The 19521-nt window shown below is 54.4% G+C and carries 17 protein-coding genes and 2 tRNA genes; 4 read left to right on the top strand and 15 right to left on the bottom strand.

The window, feature by feature from the left end:
* Window positions 1-37: 37 nt before the first annotated feature.
* From pnp to rlmE, 14 genes are all read right to left on the bottom strand, one after another.
* Window positions 38-2158 (bottom strand): polyribonucleotide nucleotidyltransferase, encoded by a 2121-nt coding sequence (gene pnp / locus KGP16_RS02690; RefSeq protein ID WP_021179055.1) that lies wholly within the window; start codon window positions 2156-2158, stop codon window positions 38-40.
* 240 nt (window positions 2159-2398) lie between these two features.
* The gene (gene rpsO, locus KGP16_RS02685) at window positions 2399-2668 is read right to left on the bottom strand and encodes a 30S ribosomal protein S15 (RefSeq protein ID WP_010279698.1); all 270 of its coding nucleotides are present in this window, start codon (window positions 2666-2668) and stop codon (window positions 2399-2401) included.
* A gap of 115 nt (window positions 2669-2783) precedes the next feature.
* Window positions 2784-3728 (bottom strand): tRNA pseudouridine(55) synthase TruB, encoded by a 945-nt coding sequence (gene truB, locus KGP16_RS02680; RefSeq protein ID WP_021807515.1) that lies wholly within the window; start codon window positions 3726-3728, stop codon window positions 2784-2786.
* The gene (rbfA, locus tag KGP16_RS02675) at window positions 3728-4138 is read right to left on the bottom strand and encodes a 30S ribosome-binding factor RbfA (RefSeq protein WP_021179053.1); all 411 of its coding nucleotides are present in this window, start codon (window positions 4136-4138) and stop codon (window positions 3728-3730) included. The genes truB and rbfA overlap by 1 nt, the downstream gene beginning before the upstream one ends.
* A gap of 70 nt (window positions 4139-4208) precedes the next feature.
* Window positions 4209-6896 carry a translation initiation factor IF-2 gene (infB, locus tag KGP16_RS02670; protein ID WP_021807516.1) on the bottom strand — a complete coding sequence of 896 codons (2688 nt, stop codon included), beginning with the start codon at window positions 6894-6896 and terminating at the stop codon, window positions 4209-4211.
* A 23-nt stretch (window positions 6897-6919) separates the two neighbouring features.
* The gene (gene nusA, locus KGP16_RS02665; RefSeq protein ID WP_021179051.1) at window positions 6920-8428 is read right to left on the bottom strand and encodes a transcription termination factor NusA; all 1509 of its coding nucleotides are present in this window, start codon (window positions 8426-8428) and stop codon (window positions 6920-6922) included.
* A gap of 21 nt (window positions 8429-8449) precedes the next feature.
* Entirely contained in the window at window positions 8450-8902 is a 453-nt protein-coding gene (rimP, locus tag KGP16_RS02660; RefSeq protein WP_024529072.1) for a ribosome maturation factor RimP, read from the bottom strand.
* Window positions 8903-9119: 217 nt separating this feature from the next.
* Window positions 9120-9196 (bottom strand) — tRNA-Met (locus KGP16_RS02655).
* 60 nt (window positions 9197-9256) lie between these two features.
* Window positions 9257-9343: transfer RNA gene (locus KGP16_RS02650), tRNA-Leu, on the bottom strand.
* A gap of 69 nt (window positions 9344-9412) precedes the next feature.
* Window positions 9413-9748, bottom strand: coding sequence for a preprotein translocase subunit SecG (secG, locus tag KGP16_RS02645; protein WP_024483369.1), 336 nt, complete (start codon window positions 9746-9748; stop codon window positions 9413-9415).
* Between the two features lie 249 nt (window positions 9749-9997).
* Window positions 9998-11335, bottom strand: coding sequence for a phosphoglucosamine mutase (gene glmM / locus KGP16_RS02640; protein ID WP_024483368.1), 1338 nt, complete (start codon window positions 11333-11335; stop codon window positions 9998-10000).
* Between the two features lie 7 nt (window positions 11336-11342).
* Window positions 11343-12176: a dihydropteroate synthase gene (gene folP / locus KGP16_RS02635; protein WP_021807519.1), complete on the bottom strand. Its 834-nt coding sequence runs from the start codon at window positions 12174-12176 to the stop codon at window positions 11343-11345.
* A 139-nt stretch (window positions 12177-12315) separates the two neighbouring features.
* Window positions 12316-14247 (bottom strand): ATP-dependent zinc metalloprotease FtsH, encoded by a 1932-nt coding sequence (gene ftsH / locus KGP16_RS02630; protein ID WP_037376529.1) that lies wholly within the window; start codon window positions 14245-14247, stop codon window positions 12316-12318.
* A 56-nt stretch (window positions 14248-14303) separates the two neighbouring features.
* Window positions 14304-14933, bottom strand: a complete 630-nt coding sequence (gene rlmE, locus KGP16_RS02625; RefSeq protein WP_021179046.1) for a 23S rRNA (uridine(2552)-2'-O)-methyltransferase RlmE — start codon at window positions 14931-14933, stop codon at window positions 14304-14306.
* Between the two features lie 143 nt (window positions 14934-15076).
* Here rlmE and yhbY point away from each other — a divergent pair, with 143 nt between their 5' ends.
* Window positions 15077-15370 (top strand): ribosome assembly RNA-binding protein YhbY, encoded by a 294-nt coding sequence (gene yhbY, locus KGP16_RS02620; RefSeq protein ID WP_021179045.1) that lies wholly within the window; start codon window positions 15077-15079, stop codon window positions 15368-15370.
* A 115-nt stretch (window positions 15371-15485) separates the two neighbouring features.
* On the opposite strand, the gene greA is transcribed toward yhbY, so the two are convergent.
* Window positions 15486-15962: a transcription elongation factor GreA gene (gene greA, locus KGP16_RS02615; protein ID WP_021807521.1), complete on the bottom strand. Its 477-nt coding sequence runs from the start codon at window positions 15960-15962 to the stop codon at window positions 15486-15488.
* 304 nt (window positions 15963-16266) lie between these two features.
* Between greA and dacB the strand changes: the two genes are divergently transcribed.
* Genes dacB through pmrB form a run of 3 tightly spaced genes read left to right on the top strand, consistent with a single transcriptional unit; the run spans window position 16267 to window position 19435 of the window.
* The gene (dacB, locus tag KGP16_RS02610; RefSeq protein ID WP_059199541.1) at window positions 16267-17700 is read left to right on the top strand and encodes a serine-type D-Ala-D-Ala carboxypeptidase; all 1434 of its coding nucleotides are present in this window, start codon (window positions 16267-16269) and stop codon (window positions 17698-17700) included.
* An 11-nt stretch (window positions 17701-17711) separates the two neighbouring features.
* A complete protein-coding gene (gene pmrA, locus KGP16_RS02605; RefSeq protein WP_021179042.1) occupies window positions 17712-18374 on the top strand; it encodes a two-component system response regulator PmrA in 663 nt (220 codons plus the stop codon).
* Entirely contained in the window at window positions 18371-19435 is a 1065-nt protein-coding gene (gene pmrB / locus KGP16_RS02600) for a two-component system sensor histidine kinase PmrB (protein WP_223500779.1), read from the top strand. The genes pmrA and pmrB overlap by 4 nt, the downstream gene beginning before the upstream one ends.
* Window positions 19436-19521: the final 86 nt, after the last annotated feature.

The following is a 19521-nucleotide window of genomic DNA, read 5'->3' as shown; positions in this document are numbered from 1 at the left end:
ACCCTAACGGCAGGGAGCTGTAAAACTGCTGATACAGTTATTCTGCTTCTGGTGCAGGAGCCGCAGCGGATTCTGGCGCTGTGGCTTCTTTGATGCTCAGGCGCACACGGCCCTGGCGATCAACTTCCATTACCTTAACCGGGACTTCCTGACCCATCTGCAGATAGTCGGTCACTTTCTCAACGCGCTTGTCAGCGATTTGAGAGATGTGCACCAGGCCTTCTTTACCGCCGCCGATGGCCACGAAGGCACCAAAATCAACGATACGGGTCACTTTACCCTGATACACACGGCCAACTTCGATCTCAGCGGTGATCTCTTCGATGCGGCGGATAGCGAACTTCGCTTTGTCGCCGTCGGTTGCAGCAATCTTCACTGTACCGTCATCTTCAATTTCGATGGTGGTGCCAGTTTCTTCGGTCAACGCACGGATGACTGAGCCACCTTTACCGATCACATCTTTGATCTTGTCTGGATTGATCTTGATGGTGTGAATACGCGGTGCAAACTCAGAGATATCGCCACGCGGCGTGCTGATAGCCTGTTCCATCACGCCCAGAATGTGCAGACGCGCACCCTTGGCCTGGTTCAGAGCCACCTGCATGATTTCGCGGGTGATACCTTCAATTTTAATGTCCATCTGCAGCGCGGTGATACCCTCGCGGCTACCGGCCACTTTGAAGTCCATGTCGCCCAGGTGATCTTCGTCACCCAGAATATCAGACAGTACGACAAAGTTTTCTTCTTCTTTCACCAGGCCCATTGCGATACCCGCAACGGCGGCCTTGATTGGCACACCTGCGTCCATCAGTGCCAGAGAAGCACCACAAACGGAAGCCATTGAAGAAGAACCGTTGGATTCGGTGATTTCAGACACCACACGTACGGTGTACGGGAAATCTTCTGGTTTAGGCATCATAGCTAAAACGCCACGTTTTGCCAGACGACCATGGCCGATTTCACGACGCTTCGGTGAACCTACCATGCCGGTTTCACCAACAGAGTACGGAGGGAAGTTGTAGTGGAACAGGAAGCTGTCGGTTTTCTCGCCCATCAGCTCGTCGATGTTCTGTGCGTCACGCGCGGTACCCAGAGTGGCGGTAACCAGCGCCTGGGTTTCACCACGGGTGAACAGTGCGGAACCGTGGGTACGTGGCAGAACGCCAGTGCGCACGTCCAGACCACGGATCATGTCTTTCTCACGGCCATCGATACGCGGCTCGCCACGCAGCACACGGCTACGTACGACGTTTTTCTCAACGGTGCCGAGGATGTCCTGAATTTCAGACGCGTCCAGAGTTTCGTCTTGCGCCAGCAGAGTTTCCACTACGCTGTCTTTGATCGCATCAACCTGAGCGTAACGCTCTTGTTTTTCGGTGATGTGGTAAGCATCGCCCAGACGGCTTTCAGCCAGCTCAGCTACGCGCGCATGCAGCGCTTCGTTAACTGCAGGTGCCTGCCAATCCCACTTCGGCTTGCCAGCTTCGGCAACCAGAGCGTTAATGTTTTCGATAACGATTTGCTGTTGGTCATGGCCAAACACGACTGCGCCCAGCATCTGATCTTCGCTCAGCACGTCAGCTTCGGATTCCACCATCAGTACTGCACCAGCGGTACCGGCAACCACCAGGTCCAGACGGCTTTCTTTCAGCTCATCGGTAGTTGGGTTCAGTACGTACTGATCGTTGATGTAACCCACGCGTGCAGCACCGATTGGGCCATTGAACGGAATACCGGACAGGCTCAGGGCAGCAGAGGCACCGATCATCGCTACGATGTCTGGGTTAACCTGTGGGTTCACGGAAACCACGGTAGCGATCACTTGCACTTCGTTCAGGAAGCTATCTGGGAACAGTGGGCGGATCGGACGGTCGATCAGACGGGAAGTCAGGGTTTCGCCTTCGCTCGGACGGCCTTCACGACGGAAGAAGCTACCCGGGATACGGCCAGCAGCGTAGGTACGCTCCTGATAGTTCACGGTCAGAGGGAAGAAGCTCTGGCCTGGTTTGGCTTTCTTCTGGCCTACTACGGTGACGAATACTGCGGTGTCATCCATGCTCACCATCACAGCGGCAGTGGCTTGACGTGCCATCATACCGGTCTCAAGCGTCACGGTGTGTTGGCCATACTGGAATTTGCGAATAATCGGAGTCAGCAAAATTTAATCCTTAATTGGGGGCGCGCAATCGTTCTTCGACTCGACACGCCTGTGGTTCACTGACCTTCTCACTACATCCTCGCGACTAATGACAATCCTTATCTCTCATGAGATAAAGCCTCTCATTAGCCGCGCGAACCTCTGTAACGGAAGATCCTCAGTAATACATTAACCTGATTTGCTTATGCTTCCTAGAAGAAAGGGGCCACATTTGGCCCCTTTCTCCTGAAACTTGCTCGATTAGCGACGCAGACCCAGACGCTCGATCAGGCTGGTGTAACGTGCTACATCTTTACGCTTCAGGTAGTCCAGCAGCTTACGACGCTGAGAAACCATACGCAGCAGACCACGACGGCTGTGGTGATCTTTTTTGTGCTCTGAGAAGTGGCCTTGCAGATGGTTGATCTGCGCAGTCAACAGGGCAACCTGAACTTCGGTAGAACCGCTGTCGTTAGTACCACGACCGAAGTCAGCTACGATTTTAGCTTTAGCTTCAACACTTAGAGACATTGTCATACTCCAAAATTATAGATAATAAATACAGGCGCCGATCTCTAATTCAGCAACCCAATGCATAAGCTGCGCCATTCTACTCTTAGCGCAGGGCGATCGCAAGGCGGGCAGGTCAGTCGAAATATTCGACAACCAGGCGGCGCGGCGCGACTCGGCCATCATCGGCAATCTCACCAATGCCGATAAATTTACGTTCTTCGCCTTCGGTAATGCGCACCAGACCCGAGGCCGGGGCCCCTGCGGCCTGCACCGGCTGCCCCTGTTTGACGTAACCCGCTACCGCTGGCAGCAGGTTCACCTCAGGGAAGTCTTCAGCCGGGCTATCCATCGGCATCAGCAACGGATCGAGCAGTTCGCTCGGCGCGATACTCTGCTCCTGTGCCTGCTCCACTAACGCGTTCAGCTGTTCCAGCGTGACCATACGGGCGATCGGATACTTCGCCACTTGCAGGCGGCGCAGATAAATCACGTGTGCGCCACAGCCCAGCAACTCACCGAGGTCATCCGTGATAGTGCGGATGTAGGTGCCTTTTGAGCAGTGAATTTCCAGCTCAAGCTCATCCCCTTCCCAGCGGATAAACTGCAACTCATACACGGTGATGCTGCGTGCTTCACGCGGGACTTCGATACCCTGGCGAGCATATTCATACAGCTTTTTGCCCTGGTATTTCAGTGCGGAATACATCGAAGGCACCTGCTGGATGTTACCCCTGAAGGTGTCCAGCGCGGTATCGAGCTGCGCTTGGGTGAAGTTTACCGGGCGCTCCTGCACGATCTGACCATCGGCATCCGAGGTGTCCGTGCGCTGGCCCAAACGGGCAATCACACGGTAACGCTTGTCGGAATCGAGCAGATATTGGGAGAATTTGGTGGCCTCACCCAGACAGATTGGCAGCATACCGGTCGCCAGTGGATCGAGCGCGCCGGTGTGGCCCGCGCGGTTGGCATTGTAGATACGCTTTACTTTTTGCAGGGCATCGTTAGACGACAGGCCCTGCGGTTTGTCCAGCAGCAGTACACCGTGAATGTCACGGCCGCGACGGCGAGGGCGACTCATTAAGCCTCCTCTTCATCGCCTGATGCATTGCGACGTTCGGCATCGTTCTTCACTACGTTGGTCACCAGGTTGGACATACGCATGCCTTCAACCAGTGAGTTGTCGTAGGAGAAGGTCAGTTCCGGCACTACGCGCAGGCGCATCGCTTTGCCCAGCAGCGTACGGATATAGCCAGAGGCATCCTGCAACGCTTTAATGCCGTTGGTCACCAGATCCGGATCGTGGTTTTCGGTCAGCACGTTCAGGAAAGTGACGTAAACTTTGGCGTAAGCCAGATCGCGAGACACTTCAACACCTGAAACGGTAGCCATGCCGACACGCGGATCTTTGACTTCACGCTGCAAGATCATCGCAATCTCTTTTTGCATTTCTTGTGCCACGCGTTGACCGCGGCTGAATTCTTTTGCCATTTGGAAACCCTCCAGACAAATCGGGGGGCACAAGGCCCCCCTAAAAACAGATTTAAGCGTTTTTCGAGGCTTAAGCGATAGTACGCTGGATCTCGATGATTTCGAACACTTCGATCATGTCGCCAACGCGCACGTCGTTGTAGTTCTTAACGCCGATACCACATTCCATACCGTTACGGACTTCGTTAACGTCATCTTTGAAGCGGCGCAGGGATTCCAGCTCGCCTTCATAGATAACCACGTTGTCACGCAGCACGCGGATTGGGTTGTGACGCTTGATGTTGCCTTCGGTCACCATACAGCCGGCAACAGCGCCGAACTTAGGTGATTTGAACACATCACGTACTTCAGCCAGACCGATGATCTGCTGTTTGTACTCAGGCGCCAACATACCGCTCATCGCCTGCTTCACTTCGTCGATCAGGTTATAGATCACGGAGTAGTAACGCAGATCCAGGCTTTCTGACTCAATCACGCGGCGAGCAGAAGCATCCGCACGCACGTTGAAGCCCAGGATGATGGCGTTGGATGCCGCAGCCAGGGTCGCGTCGGTTTCGGTGATACCACCTACGCCAGAACCCACAATCTTCACCTTCACTTCATCGGTGGAGAGTTTCTGCAGTGAATCGGAAATCGCTTCACAGGTACCCTGTACGTCGGTTTTCAGCACGATGTTCAGTTCAGAAACTTCACCTTCGGTCATGTTCGCGAACATGTTCTCCAGTTTAGATTTCTGCTGGCGAGCCAGTTTGACTTCGCGGAACTTGCCTTGACGGTACAGCGCAACTTCACGCGCTTTCTTCTCGTCACGCACTACGGTCGCTTCGTCACCCGCAGCAGGAACGCTGGACAGGCCCAGGATCTCAACTGGGATAGAAGGACCCGCAGAGGTCACTTCACGGCCCAATTCGTCACGCATCGCACGAACACGGCCATACTCGAAGCCACATAGGACGATATCGCCCTTGTTCAGCGTCCCTTCCTGTACCAGTACGGTAGCCACTGGGCCACGGCCTTTATCCAGGAAGGATTCGATTACCACACCGCTCGCCATGCCGCTACGAACCGCTTTCAGTTCGAGAACTTCGGCCTGCAGCAGGATAGCGTTCAACAGTTCGTCGATACCGGTACCGGCTTTCGCAGATACGTGGACGAACTGAGCTTCACCGCCCCACTCTTCTGGCATAACGCCATACTGAGACAGCTCTTGCTTAACGCGATCTGGATCGGCTTCTGGCTTGTCAATTTTGTTAACCGCAACCACCAATGGCACTTTAGCCGCCTGAGCATGCTGAATGGCTTCGATGGTTTGTGGCATCACGCCGTCGTCTGCTGCTACTACCAGAACCACGATATCGGTCGCCTGAGCACCACGAGCACGCATTGAGGTAAACGCTGCGTGACCTGGGGTATCCAGGAAGGTGATCATGCCGTTTTCGGTTTCTACGTGGTAAGCACCGATGTGCTGGGTAATACCACCGGCTTCGCCAACTGCCACCTTGGTGGAGCGGATGTAGTCGAGCAGAGAGGTTTTACCATGGTCAACGTGGCCCATGATGGTCACGACTGGTGCACGAGACTCGGCACCTGCGCCGGTGTCACGGTCGCTCATCAGCGCTTCTTCCAGCTCGTTCTCACGACGCAGGATAACTTTGTGGCCCATCTCTTCGGCAACCAGCTGTGCGGTTTCCTGGTCGATGACCTGGTTGATGGTGGCCATGGCGCCCAGCTTCATCATCGCTTTGATGACCTGAGACCCTTTTACCGCCATCTTGTTAGCCAGTTCGGCAACGGTGATAGTCTCGCCAATCACCACGTCACGGTTCACTACCTGAGCTGGCTTGTTAAAGCCCTGCTGCAGGGTGCTTGGCTTACGCTTGCCTTTACCGCCACGGGTCATGGTGCGAGCTTCTTCGCGGTCTGCTTTAGACTCGGAGAGCTTGTTGCCTTTCTTCTGTTTGGTCGCTTTGCCACCGCGAGTACGGCTACGGCGCTCGCCTTCAACTTTGGCGTCGTTTTCGTCTTCGGCAGCACGAGCGTGCTCGGAGGTGGTTACGTGGTAGTCGGCTGTTTCAACCGCAGCACTTGCTGCTTCGGCTTCGGCCCACTTCTCACCGTTTTCTTCGGCCATACGGCGCGCTTCTTCCGCTACGCGTTTGGCGTCTTCTTCCACCTTACGGCGTACTTCTTCTTCCGCTTTACGTTTCAGTTCGGCGGCTTCGGCTTCACGGCGTGCTTTTTCTGCCTGAGCTGGCTTGGTCATTTCGTCGGTATGTTGATTGGTCACTTTTTCTTTTTCCGCTGAATTACGCTTAGCAATCTCCGCGGCCTCACGTTTGGCTTGCTCTTCGGCTGCGCGCTTAGCTTCTGCTTCGCGTTTCGCTAGCTCTTCCGCTTCGCGCCTTGCCTGCTCTTCCGCTTCACGCTGTGCCTGCTCAGCCGCTTCAGCCTGTTGGGCTTCCTGCGGATCGCGATTTACATAAGTGCGTTTCTTGCGGACCTCAATTTGCACCGATTTACTCTTACCGCCGGTGCTCGGAATATTCAAGGTGCTGCGCGTTTTGCGCTGCAACGTGAGTTTGCTTGGCGCACTACCGTGTTCACGGTTCAGGTGCGCCAATAAGGTTTCTTTCTCGTGCTGTGTCACAGAGTCGGTCTCAGACTTGTTGATCCCTGCATCAGCAAACTGCTGTACCAGGCGATCAACCGGTGTCTGTATCTCTGCTGCCAGCGATTTTACGGTTACATCTGTCGTCATGCTGTTCCTTCCTGCTACAGTTATTACGCGTTGTCGCCAAACCAACAGATATTACGTGCGGCCATAATCAGCTCGCCGGCTTGCTCATCGCTAAGCCCTTCAATATCAGCCAGATCGTCAACACCCTGCTCGGCAAGATCTTCCAGCGTACAAACCCCACGCGCGGCCAGTTTAAAGGCCATGCTGCGCTCAAGACCTGGAAGGTTGAGCAAATCATCAGCAGGTTTTTGGTCGCCCAGGCTTTCTTCCTGTGCCAGGGCCAGCGTGGTCAATGCAGCTTTGGCGCGATCGCGCAACGCTTCAACCATATCTTCATCCAGACCGTCGATTTCCAGCAGCTCTTTGATTGGCACGTAAGCCAGTTCTTCCAGCGTAGAGAAGCCTTCTTCGACCAGAACGGTGGCGAAATCTTCGTCGATATCAAGATACTTGGTGAAGGTATCAATGGCGGCATGAGCCTCGGCCTGATGCTTGGCCTGCAGATCGTCCGCCGTCATCACGTTCAGTTCCCAGCGATCATCATCACGATGCTGTTTCAACAGTTGGGAAGCTAAACGCACGTTTTGGCCATTACGGCCGATCGCCTGTGCCAGGTTGCTGGCTTCAACGGCGATATCCATCGTGCACCGATCTTCATCCACCACGATCGAGGCAACATCTGCCGGGGCCATGGCGTTAATGACGAACTGTGCAGGGTTATCATCCCACAGGATGATATCAATACGTTCCCCGCCAAGCTCGCTCGAAACGGCCTGGACGCGGGCACCGCGCATACCGACACAGGCACCGACCGGGTCGATACGCTTGTCGTTGGTTTTCACGGCAATTTTTGCACGGGAGCCAGGATCGCGGGCTGCCGCTTTAATCTCAATCACTTCTTCGCCAATTTCCGGCACTTCGATGCGGAACAGCTCTTTGAGCATATCCGGGCTGGAACGGCTGACGAACAGTTGCGCACCGCGCGCTTCCGGACGTACTGCGTACAGTACACCGCGGATACGGTCACCTGGGCGGAAGTTTTCGCGTGGTAGCATGTCTTCACGGCCAATGACCGCTTCGGCGTTGCTACCCAGATCCAGCGCAATGCTGTCACGGTTAACTTTTTTCACCACGCCGGTGACGATCTCACCTTCGTGTTGGCGGAAGGCGTCAACCACCATCGCGCGCTCGGCTTCACGCACTTTCTGTACGATAACCTGCTTAGCGGTCTGAGTGGTGATACGGTCGAAGGTCACAGATTCGATCTGATCTTCGATATAACCGCCCAGTTCTATGGACGGATCTTCATACTGTGCAGCTTCCAGCGTGATCTCACGCGTTGGCTGGGTCACTTCATCAACGGCAACCCAACGGCGGAAGGTATCGAAATCGCCAGTCTTACGGTCAATGCTGACACGGACCTCGATTTCCTGCTCATATTTTTTCTTGGTGGCGGTGGCTAAAGCGGTTTCCAGGGCTTCGAAAATCTTCTCACGTGGTAGGGATTTTTCATTGGAAACTGCTTCAACAACAGCCAGAATCTCTTTGTTCATCCTAGTTGCCTCATCCAAACTTTAAAAGTGGGGTACCAGGTTCGCTTTCTGAATATTGCTCAGCGCGAACACTTCATCTTTCCCATCCACAGTAACCGTGATCATCTCGCCTTCTACAGACTTGATGATGCCCTGCCATTTGCGGCGGTTTTGTATCGCCATACGCAGAACAACGCTGACTTCTTCACCGAGAAAACGTTGATAGTGTTCCGCGGTGAACATAGGGCGCTCAAGGCCAGGAGAGGAAACTTCCAGGTTGTAAGCGACCGTAATCGGATCTTCGACGTCCAGCACAGCGCTGACCTGGTGGCTGACATCAGCGCAATCATCAACATTGATTCCGTTGTCACTATCAATATAGATGCGTAGTGTCGATTGGCGCGCCCGAATAAATTCGATGCCTACGAGCTCAAAGCCCAACGCCTCTACCGGTGCGGAAAGCATCTCTGTTAATTTTTGCTCTAATGTGGACAAGCCCACCCCCAAGACATAAAAAAAGGGCCTAATAGCCCAGTGATTCTGTTGCCAAATAACAAAAAACCCCGAAAATTCGGGGCTTTATGCAACTGGACCCTGTTTGCCGCAAAGCGGCTTCGGTGCAACTTTCTAGCAAGTGTCATTTTCAAATGTTGATCGAGAAAAGCGGAATTCAATCGAAAAGTGTATTTGAAAATAGACACTTAAAGGAAAGTGGTTGCGGGGGCCGGATTTGAACCGACGACCTTCGGGTTATGAGCCCGACGAGCTACCAGGCTGCTCCACCCCGCGTCCGAAAACGTGGCAAATATTACGCTGATAATTGCAAAAACGCAAGTTATCTCTGGGATTTGGTACCGAGGATGGGACTCGAACCCACAAGCCCGTTAGGGCACTACCACCTCAAGGTAGCGTGTCTACCAATTCCACCACCTCGGTACTGATTTTTACTGCTAACGGCTGTTTCTATTGAGGTCGAAAACAACCGTGTTCAAACTTTTCAGCGGCTTATTGCGGGATATCACTGACCGGTTTAGCGGGTGCTGCCGGAGTGCTGGTCTGCTCAGTTTGCGCTGGCTGACCCAGGTTTTCCCACTCGCTGCCTTTCTTGCCCTGATTGGTGCTCAGGTTGCCCAGGATCAGACTGATGACGAAGAACAGCGTCGCCAGAACAGCCGTCATGCGGGTCATAAAGTTGCCTGAACCGGTCGATCCGAAGAACGTGCCAGAAGCACCTGCTCCGAATGAGGCTCCCATATCAGCGCCTTTACCTTGCTGTAGCATGATCAGAGCGACTAGCCCGATCGATATCAGCAAGAAAATTACCAGAAGAGCTTCGTACATAGTGGTACCTGTATCCTTGCGGGTTCACCGCGTGCCAAATGCTTCTCACCCCAGATGCTTCCAAACTAAAGAAGGCGTGGCGTGTCACTAAAACAGCCCACTGAAGCGGGTGTGAATACTAACCAAAGCCATCAAAGCGCGCAAGGGCAATTTGCAACCGCCGATGCGTTTGCGGAAAAAAACAGCAAAAGCAGGGCTAATCGGGAAATTACGCAGGCACTGACAGCGTACCTGCGTAAAAACAGCGTGTTAACCTGCCAGCTTGACCGCATCGGCGATACGGTGCGCCAGCGCGATTACCTGCTGTTCATCTTCACCTTCCACCATCACGCGGATCAGTGGCTCAGTGCCCGATTTACGCAGCAGCACGCGGCCACGACCGGCCAACTCGGCTTCGACCTGCTCAGCGACCTTCAACACCGCCTCTGACTCCAGCGGGTTATGCTCACCGACAAAGCGCACGTTGACCAGGATCTGTGGCAGTAACTTCATGCCGCTGCACAGGTCGTGCAGGCTCATGTTATTACGCACGATCGCCGTCAACACTTGCAGGCCTGCGACGATACCGTCCCCGGTGGTGGTTTTGTCCAGCAGGATCACGTGGCCGGAGTTTTCCGCCCCAATGCGCCAGCCCAGCTCTTGCAGTTTTTCCAGTACGTAGCGGTCACCCACCTTGGCACGGGCAAACGGGATGCCGAGCTGTTTCAGTGCCAGCTCCAGGCCCATGTTGCTCATCAGGGTGCCCACGGCACCGCCGCGCAGCTGCCCTTGGCGCAGGCCTTCACGAGCGATGATGTAGAGGATCTGATCGCCGTCGACCTTGTTACCCAGGTGATCCACCATCATCACGCGATCGCCATCGCCATCAAAGGCCAGGCCAACGTGTGCCTGTTCTTCCAGCACGCGCGCCTGCAGTTGACGTACATCGGTAGCGCCACACTCTTCGTTGATGTTCATGCCATCCGGCTCGCAGCCGATAGCGATCACCGTGGCGCCCAGTTCACGCAAAACGCTTGGGGCAATGTGATAGGTAGCGCCGTTGGCGCAGTCCACCACGATCTTCAGCCCGTTCAGGCTCAGTTCGCTCGGGAAGGTGCCTTTACAGAATTCGATATAGCGCCCTGCGGCATCGACAATGCGGCTGGCTTTACCCAACTCGGCAGATTCAACGCAGGTCAGCGGTTTTTCCATTTCCGCTTCAATCGCTTCTTCCACATCGTCTGGCAGTTTGGCGCCATCGATGGAGAAGAACTTGATGCCGTTATCGTAAAACGGGTTATGTGAGGCAGAAATTACGATCCCGGCTTCCGCACGGAACGTTCTGGTCAGATAAGCCACTGCCGGGGTTGGCATCGGGCCGGTAAACGAAGCAGACAGCCCCGCCGCCGCTAAACCGGCCTCCAGCGCTGACTCCAGCATATAGCCTGAGATACGGGTATCTTTACCGATGATGATTTTACGGGAACCATGGCGCGCCAATACCTTACCGGCCGCCCAGCCCAACTTGAGGACGAACTCTGGGGTTATCGGGCTGTCACCCACCTTGCCACGAATGCCGTCGGTACCAAAGTATTTGCGTTCGCTCATGTTTCTACTATCCCTTAGCTGAAAGTGTTGCCTCGACGACACGCATCGCCTCGACGGTTTCTTTGACATCATGCACTCTGACTATCTGCGCCCCCTGCATCGCGGCAATCACCGCACAGGCCACGCTGCCGATAACCCGCTGTTCGGGTGGGACATTCAATAGCTGCCCAATCATCGATTTACGCGACATCCCCACCAACAGTGGCAAGCCAAAGTGATGAAATTCCGCCAATCGGGCCAGAAGCTGATAATTATGCGCTAAATTCTTACCGAAACCGAAGCCTGGGTCGAGCAACAATTTCTGTTTTGCTATGCCACCAGCAATACAGCGGTCGATATGGTGCTGGAAAAACGCATTTACGTCCGCCATCAGGTCATCGTAATGCGGTGCCTGTTGCATGGTACGCGGCTCGCCTTGCATGTGCATCAGGCAGACTGGCAGACCGCTTTCGGCGGCTGCCTGCAGCGCGCCAGGCTCCTGCAATGAGCGAACGTCGTTGATCAGGTGAGCGCCCGCTTTGGCGGATTCGCGGATCACTCCGGCTTTTGAAGTATCCACCGAGATAAAAATCTCAAACCGCTGCGCCAAGGCTTCCACTACCGGCACAACGCGCTCTATCTCTTCCTCTTCACTGACCTCGGCAGCACCCGGGCGCGTGGACTCGCCCCCCACGTCGATCATCGTTGCCCCCGCCGAAATCAGCGCATGTGCATGCAGCAGGGCATCATTCAGCGAATTATGCCGCCCGCCGTCAGAGAAGGAGTCTGGGGTAACGTTGAGGATCCCCATCACCCGAGGATGGTTGAGATCGAGGATTTGGTCGCGCACGGTTAACTGCATGATTAATCTACCTTGGAGTCAATACAACTGTGTTGCCTGGAGTGGATCCCGCCCCTCTCATCCAAGGAGAGGCAGCAATTTTCAGCCAGCAATAAAAAACCCCGGCTGGCCGGGGTTTTATTTTACGCTACAGCCGATGTTACTTGTCGAGCTGTTCAGACATGGTGTTGCCTGGGTTTGGCGTACGCGGCTCATCTACCGGCGTTGGCGCTTGTGGTTTGCCACCGTTGTCAGAGTTGTTGCTTTTCGCCACGTCGTCCCAACCGGCTGGCGGACGCACATCTTTACGGTTCATCAGGTCGTCGATCTGCGGTGCATCGATGGTTTCATATTTCATCAGCGCATCTTTCATCGAATGCAGGATGTCCATGTTTTCCATCAGCAACGAACGAGCGCGAATGTAGTTGCGCTCAATCAGGGATTTGACTTCCTGGTCGATGATACGCGCGGTTTCGTCCGACATGTGTTTCGCCTTGGCCACGGAACGGCCCAGGAACACCTCGCCCTCTTCTTCAGCATACAGCAATGGCCCCAGCTTCTCAGAGAAGCCCCATTGGGTCACCATGTTGCGGGCGATCGAGGTAGCAACTTTAATGTCGTTCGATGCACCGGTAGAGACTTTTTCCGGCCCGTAAATAATTTCTTCTGCCAAACGGCCACCGTACAGGGTAGAGATTTGGCTTTCCAGCTTCTGACGGCTGGCGCTGATCGCATCCCCTTCCGGCAGGAAGAAGGTCACGCCGAGCGCACGGCCACGAGGAATAATCGTGACTTTATGCACCGGGTCATGCTCAGGAACCAGGCGGCCAATGATGGCGTGGCCCGCTTCGTGATAGGCGGTCGATTCTTTCTGTGCTTCCGTCATCACCATGGAGCGACGTTCCGCCCCCATCATGATCTTGTCTTTGGCCTTTTCGAACTCCACCATCGACACCACGCGCTTGTTGCCACGTGCTGCGAACAGGGCCGCTTCGTTGACCAGGTTGGCCAAGTCCGCACCGGAGAAGCCCGGAGTACCACGTGCAAGCACAGAAGCATCAACATCTGGCGCCAACGGCACACGACGTGAGTGCACCTTCAGGATTTGCTCACGGCCACGTACGTCTGGCAGCCCAACCACCACTTGGCGGTCAAAACGGCCTGGACGCAGTAACGCAGGGTCCAGTACGTCAGGACGGTTGGTTGCCGCGATGACGATAATGCCTTCGTTGCCTTCAAAGCCGTCCATCTCAACCAGCATCTGGTTCAGCGTTTGCTCACGTTCATCGTGACCGCCGCCCAGACCTGCACCACGTTGGCGACCTACGGCGTCGATTTCATCGATAAAGATGATGCACGGTGCCGCTTTCTTGGCCTGTTCGAACATGTCACGGACGCGGGATGCACCCACACCGACGAACATTTCGACGAAGTCGGAACCGGAAATGGTGAAGAACGGGACTTTCGCCTCGCCGGCAATCGCTTTCGCCAGCAGGGTTTTACCGGTACCCGGAGGGCCAACCATCAGCACGCCTTTCGGGATCTTACCGCCCAGCTTCTGGAAACGGCTCGGTTCGCGCAGGTAGTCTACCAGCTCACTCACTTCTTCTTTTGCTTCGTCACAGCCTGCAACGTCGGCAAAAGTGGTTTTAATCTGGTCTTCCGTCAGCATACGGGCCTTGCTCTTGCCGAAGGACATCGCGCCCTTTCCGCCACCGCCCTGCATTTGCCGCATGAAGAAGATCCAGACCCCAATCAACAACAGCATTGGGAACCAGGAAATAAAGATGGAAGCCAGCAAACTTGGCTCTTCCGGTGGCTCACCAACAACTTTCACGTTTTTGGTTAACAACGTATCCAGCAACTTCGGATCGTTGACCGGGATGTAAGTGGTGTACTTGTTGCTGTCTTTACGGACAACGTTGATTTCACGCCCATTAATGCGCGCTTCACGGATCTGATCTTGGGTCAGTTCGGTCATGAAGGTAGAGTAATCTACCCTTCGGCCATTAGACTCGCTGGGCCCAAAGCTCTGGAATACCGACATCAAAACGACCGCGATGACTAGCCAGAGAATTAGGTTTTTCGCCATGTCACTCAAGGGATTAACCTCATATTACAACTGTGTTAACAAACAGCGTTAGGGTACTACAGTTTCCGCCCTGTCGCTACAATGTACACTTCACGCGAACGTGCGCGAGAAGCGTCTGGCTTACGAATCTTAACCTTCGTAAACAGGGAGCGAATTTCCCGTAGGTACTCGTCAAAACCATCTCCCTGGAACACCTTCACCAGGAAACTACCGCCTGGTGCGAGAACATCACGACACATTTCCAGTGCTAATTCCACCAGATACATCGATTTTGGGATATCGACCGCCGGGGTGCCGCTCATATTCGGGGCCATGTCAGACATGACTACCTGAACCTTACTATCACCTACACGTTCCAACAGTGCCTTGAGGACCAGTTCATCACGAAAATCGCCCTGAAGGAAATCGACGCCAACGATAGGATCCATTGGCAAAATATCACAGGCAATGATACGCCCGTTACCACCAATCTGGGTTACCACATATTGCGACCAACCGCCCGGCGCAGCCCCCAAATCAACGACCGTCATACCCGGTTTGAACAGTTTGTCACTTTGCTGTATTTCATCAAGTTTAAACCAGGCGCGCGAGCGCAGCCCTTTTTTCTGCGCTTGCAGTACATATTTATCGCTAAAGTGTTCTTGGAGCCAGCGACTGGAACTGGCCGAACGCTTTTTATTTGCCATCGAGTATTCCAACTATCCTAAAAAGAGTCTCATGCCAGGTTCGCTTCTCACGTAAACTCAATTCGGTGCAGACCGATTTGGTGATACACATGAGATGGCGGTAGAATGTACCGTTTTCAATCCCAACTTAAGCAAAAAAGACAATGAATCTGAATAATAAACAAAAACAACACCTGAAAGGCCTGGCACATCCGTTAAAACCGGTGGTCATGCTGGGTAATAACGGTCTCACCGAAGGGGTGTTGGCTGAAATTGAGCTGGCTCTGGAGCATCACGAGCTGATCAAAGTAAAAATTGCAGCTGAAGATCGCGAAACCAAAACCCTGATCGCCGACGCTATTGTGCGTGAAACGGGTGCCAGCAATGTGCAAGTGATCGGCAGTACGCTTATTCTTTACCGCCCGTCGAAAGAGCGCAAGATCACTTTGCCGCGCTAATCCGTAATCTGTTTGCTGAGACGGTGCCATGCGCCGGGCTCAGATAAAAGGCCGCTTGCGGCCTTTTTCCTTTCTTTACAAAACCCTGCTGAACTTTTAACCAACTCGGGCGAAATTAAAGATATTCTACTTTCAGGATTTCGTATTCTACATCACCACCCGGGGTTTTGATGACAACAACATCATCCTGCTCTTTGCCAATCAGGCCACGAGCCATCGGTGAGTTGACAGAAATAAGATTTTTCTTAAAGTCTGCTTCATCATCACCCACGATGCGGTAAGTCACCTGATCTTCGGTATCCAGGTTCATCACCGAGACGGTTGCGCCAAAAATCACGCGGCCAGTCTGAGGCATTTTGGTGATGTCGATCACCTGCGCATTGGACAGTTTGGCCTCGATTTCCTGGATACGCCCTTCACAGAAACCCTGCTGTTCACGAGCGGCATGGTACTCGGCGTTTTCTTTCAGGTCACCGTGTTCGCGTGCGGTGGCGATGTCGGCAATGATTTTCGGGCGACGCACACCTTTCAAATATTCTAGTTCTTCACGCAGCTGTTCTGCGCCAAACAAGGTCATCGGGATCTGTTTCATCGTTAAATACCTCTAAATCTATCCTGTTCAAATATACCCGTGGTGTTGCAAGCTAACCGCAGCTCGACATCCCCAGGGCATTAGCGTCATCCTGACGTGTTCGTATGAAATTACGGCAGACGTTGCGCCTTCCGTCTCCAGGCGATAAACAAAAGAAACCGAGCTCGGAGGTTTGCTCCAAGTCAGCGTCGATTTTGCATTTTGATACGCATTTTAGCCTAGAGTTCCTTAAGGGTCATCGTTTACTTTATCCCTTGATGCACCGTAGTATGACAGCACGTTATCCAGCTGTTACCCCGAGATTATGCGTTTTTCACGAATTGTCAGTGTATTGGCCTGCGCATTTGCTGTTAATGCCCATGCGGCCCCGGTTGAAGATTACACCCAATATTTGCCTGATGGGGCGAACCTGGCCCTGATAGTTCAGAAGATTGGCGCGACCACGCCAACCATCGACTATCACTCACAGCAAATGGCACTCCCGGCCAGCACCCAGAAGGTGCTTACCGCGCTGGCGGCTTTGTTGCAGCTCGGGCCGGACTATCGCTTCACCACGACACTGGAAAGTCAGGGCAACATCACGGATGGCGTGTTGCGTGGCAACCTTATCGCCCGTTTCAGCGGAGATCCCACCTTCAAGCGGCAGAATCTGCGCAATATGGTGGCGGAACTGAAAAAACAGGGAGTGCGCGAAATCAGCGGCGATGTGCTGGTCGATACCTCGGTATTTGCCAGCCATGACAAAGCGCCCGGCTGGCCCTGGAACGATATGACCCAATGTTTCAGCGCCCCGCCAGCGGCAGCGATTGTCGATCGCAACTGTTTCTCGGTTTCCCTTTATAGCGCCCCTAACCCCGGTGAGATGGCGTTTATTCGCGTAGCCTCGTTCTACCCGGTCAATATGTTCAGCCAGGTAAGAACGCTGGCGAAAGGCTCTGCGGATGCCCAATATTGTGAACTGGATGTGGTGCCGGGCGAATTGAACCGCTTTACACTGACGGGATGCCTGACCCAGCGCAGTGAACCACTGCCGTTGGCATTCGCCATTCAAGACGGAGCCAGCTATGCCGGTGCCATCCTGAAAGATGAGCTGGTCAAGTCAGGGATCCAGATTGGCGGCCATTTGAAACGCCAAACCCAGCCAGGCATGACGGGCACGGTGATTGCCCAGACGCAGTCTGCACCGTTGCATGACCTGCTGAAAATCATGCTGAAGAAGTCGGACAACATGATTGCCGATACCGTGTTTCGCACTATCGGCCATGAACGCTTTGGCGTACCGGGCACCTGGCGCGCGGGGGCAGATGCAGTACGCCAGGTTCTGCGCCAGAAGGCAGGGGTAGATCTGGGTAACAGCATCGTGGTGGACGGCTCTGGCCTGTCACGCCACAACCTGCTGGCACCCGCTACCATGATGCAGGCGTTACAATATATTGCTCAGCACGACAGCGAGCTCAACTTTATCTCGATGTTGCCGCTGTCCGGTTATGACGGCACGCTGCGCTATCGCGGTGGCCTGCACGAAGCCGGGGTCGACGGTAAGGTTTCTGCCAAAACCGGGGCGCTGCAAGGGGTCTATAACCTGGCAGGCTTTATCACCACGGCCAGCGGTCAGCGCCTTGCCTTCGTTCAATATCTATCAGGTTACGCAGTACCGCCAGAAGATCAGAAACAGCGCCGAGCGCCTCTGGTGCGGTTCGAAAGCCGGCTGTATCGGGATATCTATCAGAACAATTGAGGCCCAAGGGCATGAAGCTACTGATTGTTGAGGATGATGAGTTATTGCAGCAAGGCGTGGCGTTGGCAATGTCCAACGAAGGCTACGCCTGCGATTGTGCGGCCAGTGCTGCGCAGGCCAATAGCCTGATCGTCACCAGCCAGTACAGTATGGTGATCCTCGACCTCGGCCTGCCAGATATCGACGGTGCCACCCTGCTGCGGCAGTGGCGCCGTCAGCACATCAGCATCCCGGTGTTGATCCTCACCGCACGCGACGCGTTGCAAGACCGTGTCGATGGCCTGGACGCCGGTGCCGATGACTATCTGGTCAAACCCTTTGCGCTAATTGAGCTGCAAGCCCGGGTCCGGGCGTTGATCCGCCGCTATCAGGGCCACAGCGATAACCTGCTGCAACAGGACGATCTGACACTCAACCTGTCCAGCCAGCAGGTGTATCTGCAACAGCAGGCGATAGACGTCACGCCGAAAGAGTTTGCCATTCTGTCGCGTCTGATGATGCGGGCCGGGCAAACCGTCAACCGTGAGCTGTTGCAACAGGATCTCTATACCTGGAACGACGATCTGGGCTCGAATACCCTCGAAGTCCATATGCACAACTTGCGCCGTAAACTGGGCAAAGATCGTATCCGTACCGTTCGTGGCATCGGTTACCGACTGGAGCCAGCATCTTGATCAGCATGCGCCGTCGTTTGCTGCTGATGTTGGCCCTGATCCTGCTGGTCACCCAGCTCATCAGCGCGTTTTGGTTATGGCACGAAAGCCAGGAGCAAATCAGTTTCCTGGTAGATGAAACCCTGTCGGCCAAAGTCCGCAACGAACGGGTCGATACCGAGATTGCCGAAGCGATCGCTTCCCTGCTAGCCCCTTCGCTGATCATGATGGTGGTGACCCTGCTGGCCTCCTTCTGGGCCATCAGCTGGATTATCCGGCCGCTGAATCAACTGCAGGAAAAGCTGGAGAAACGTTCGGCAGATAATCTTACGCCGTTGCCGATAACCAGCGACAGTCTGGAGATGGTGGCGGTCACCAAGGCATTGAATCAGCTATTTTCGCGCCTTGATCATACCATCCAGCAAGAGCGGCTGTTCACTGCCGATGCTGCCCACGAATTACGCACGCCGCTGGCGGGGATCCGGCTGCATCTGGAACTGATGGAGCAACAGGGGGTTGCGGGCAGTAAACAGTTGATCGCCCGCATTGACCAACTGATGCACGTGGTTGAGCAATTGCTGATGCTATCGCGCGCCGGGCAGGATTTCGCCAGCGGCCATTACCAGCAGTTTGACTGGGTGGCCAACGTTATCAAGCCGTTGCAGGGTGAGCTGGAGGAGCTTGCCGCTCTACGCGGGCAAAAGATTGTCTGGCAACTGCCAGCCAATGCCCCGACCCATGGCGATCCGGTGCTGCTACGCCTGATGCTGCGTAATCTGGTTGAAAATGCGCACCGCTATGGCCCCGAGAAGAGTGTCATTCGTGTTCAGCTCACTCCCGAGAATAATGGGCAACGCTTACAGGTGATCGACGAGGGACCGGGTATCAAGCAAGAAATGGCGGGAGAGTTGACTCAGGCCTTCCGCCGGATGGATCAGCGTTATGGCGGCAGCGGGCTAGGATTGAATATCGTGATCCGTATCGTACAACTACACCGCGGCTGTCTACGTCTGGAAAACCGCACCGATGCCAGCGGCCTGGATGCACAGTGCTGGTTACCCGATAATATTTTGAATCACTAGCGTCGCATCATCGATTGAGGTTTCAGCAACCGCAACAAACAACAAGGGCCCGGTTCATCGAACCGAGCCCTTACTTTATTACGCAG

Origin of the sequence: Serratia sp. JSRIV006 (assembly GCF_019968685.1) — a bacterium.
In the GTDB taxonomy this organism is placed as follows: Bacteria; Pseudomonadota; Gammaproteobacteria; order Enterobacterales; family Enterobacteriaceae; genus Chania; species Chania fonticola_B.
Note: the sequence above shows the minus strand (reverse complement) of the source record. Positions and strands in the feature narration are given on the sequence as shown.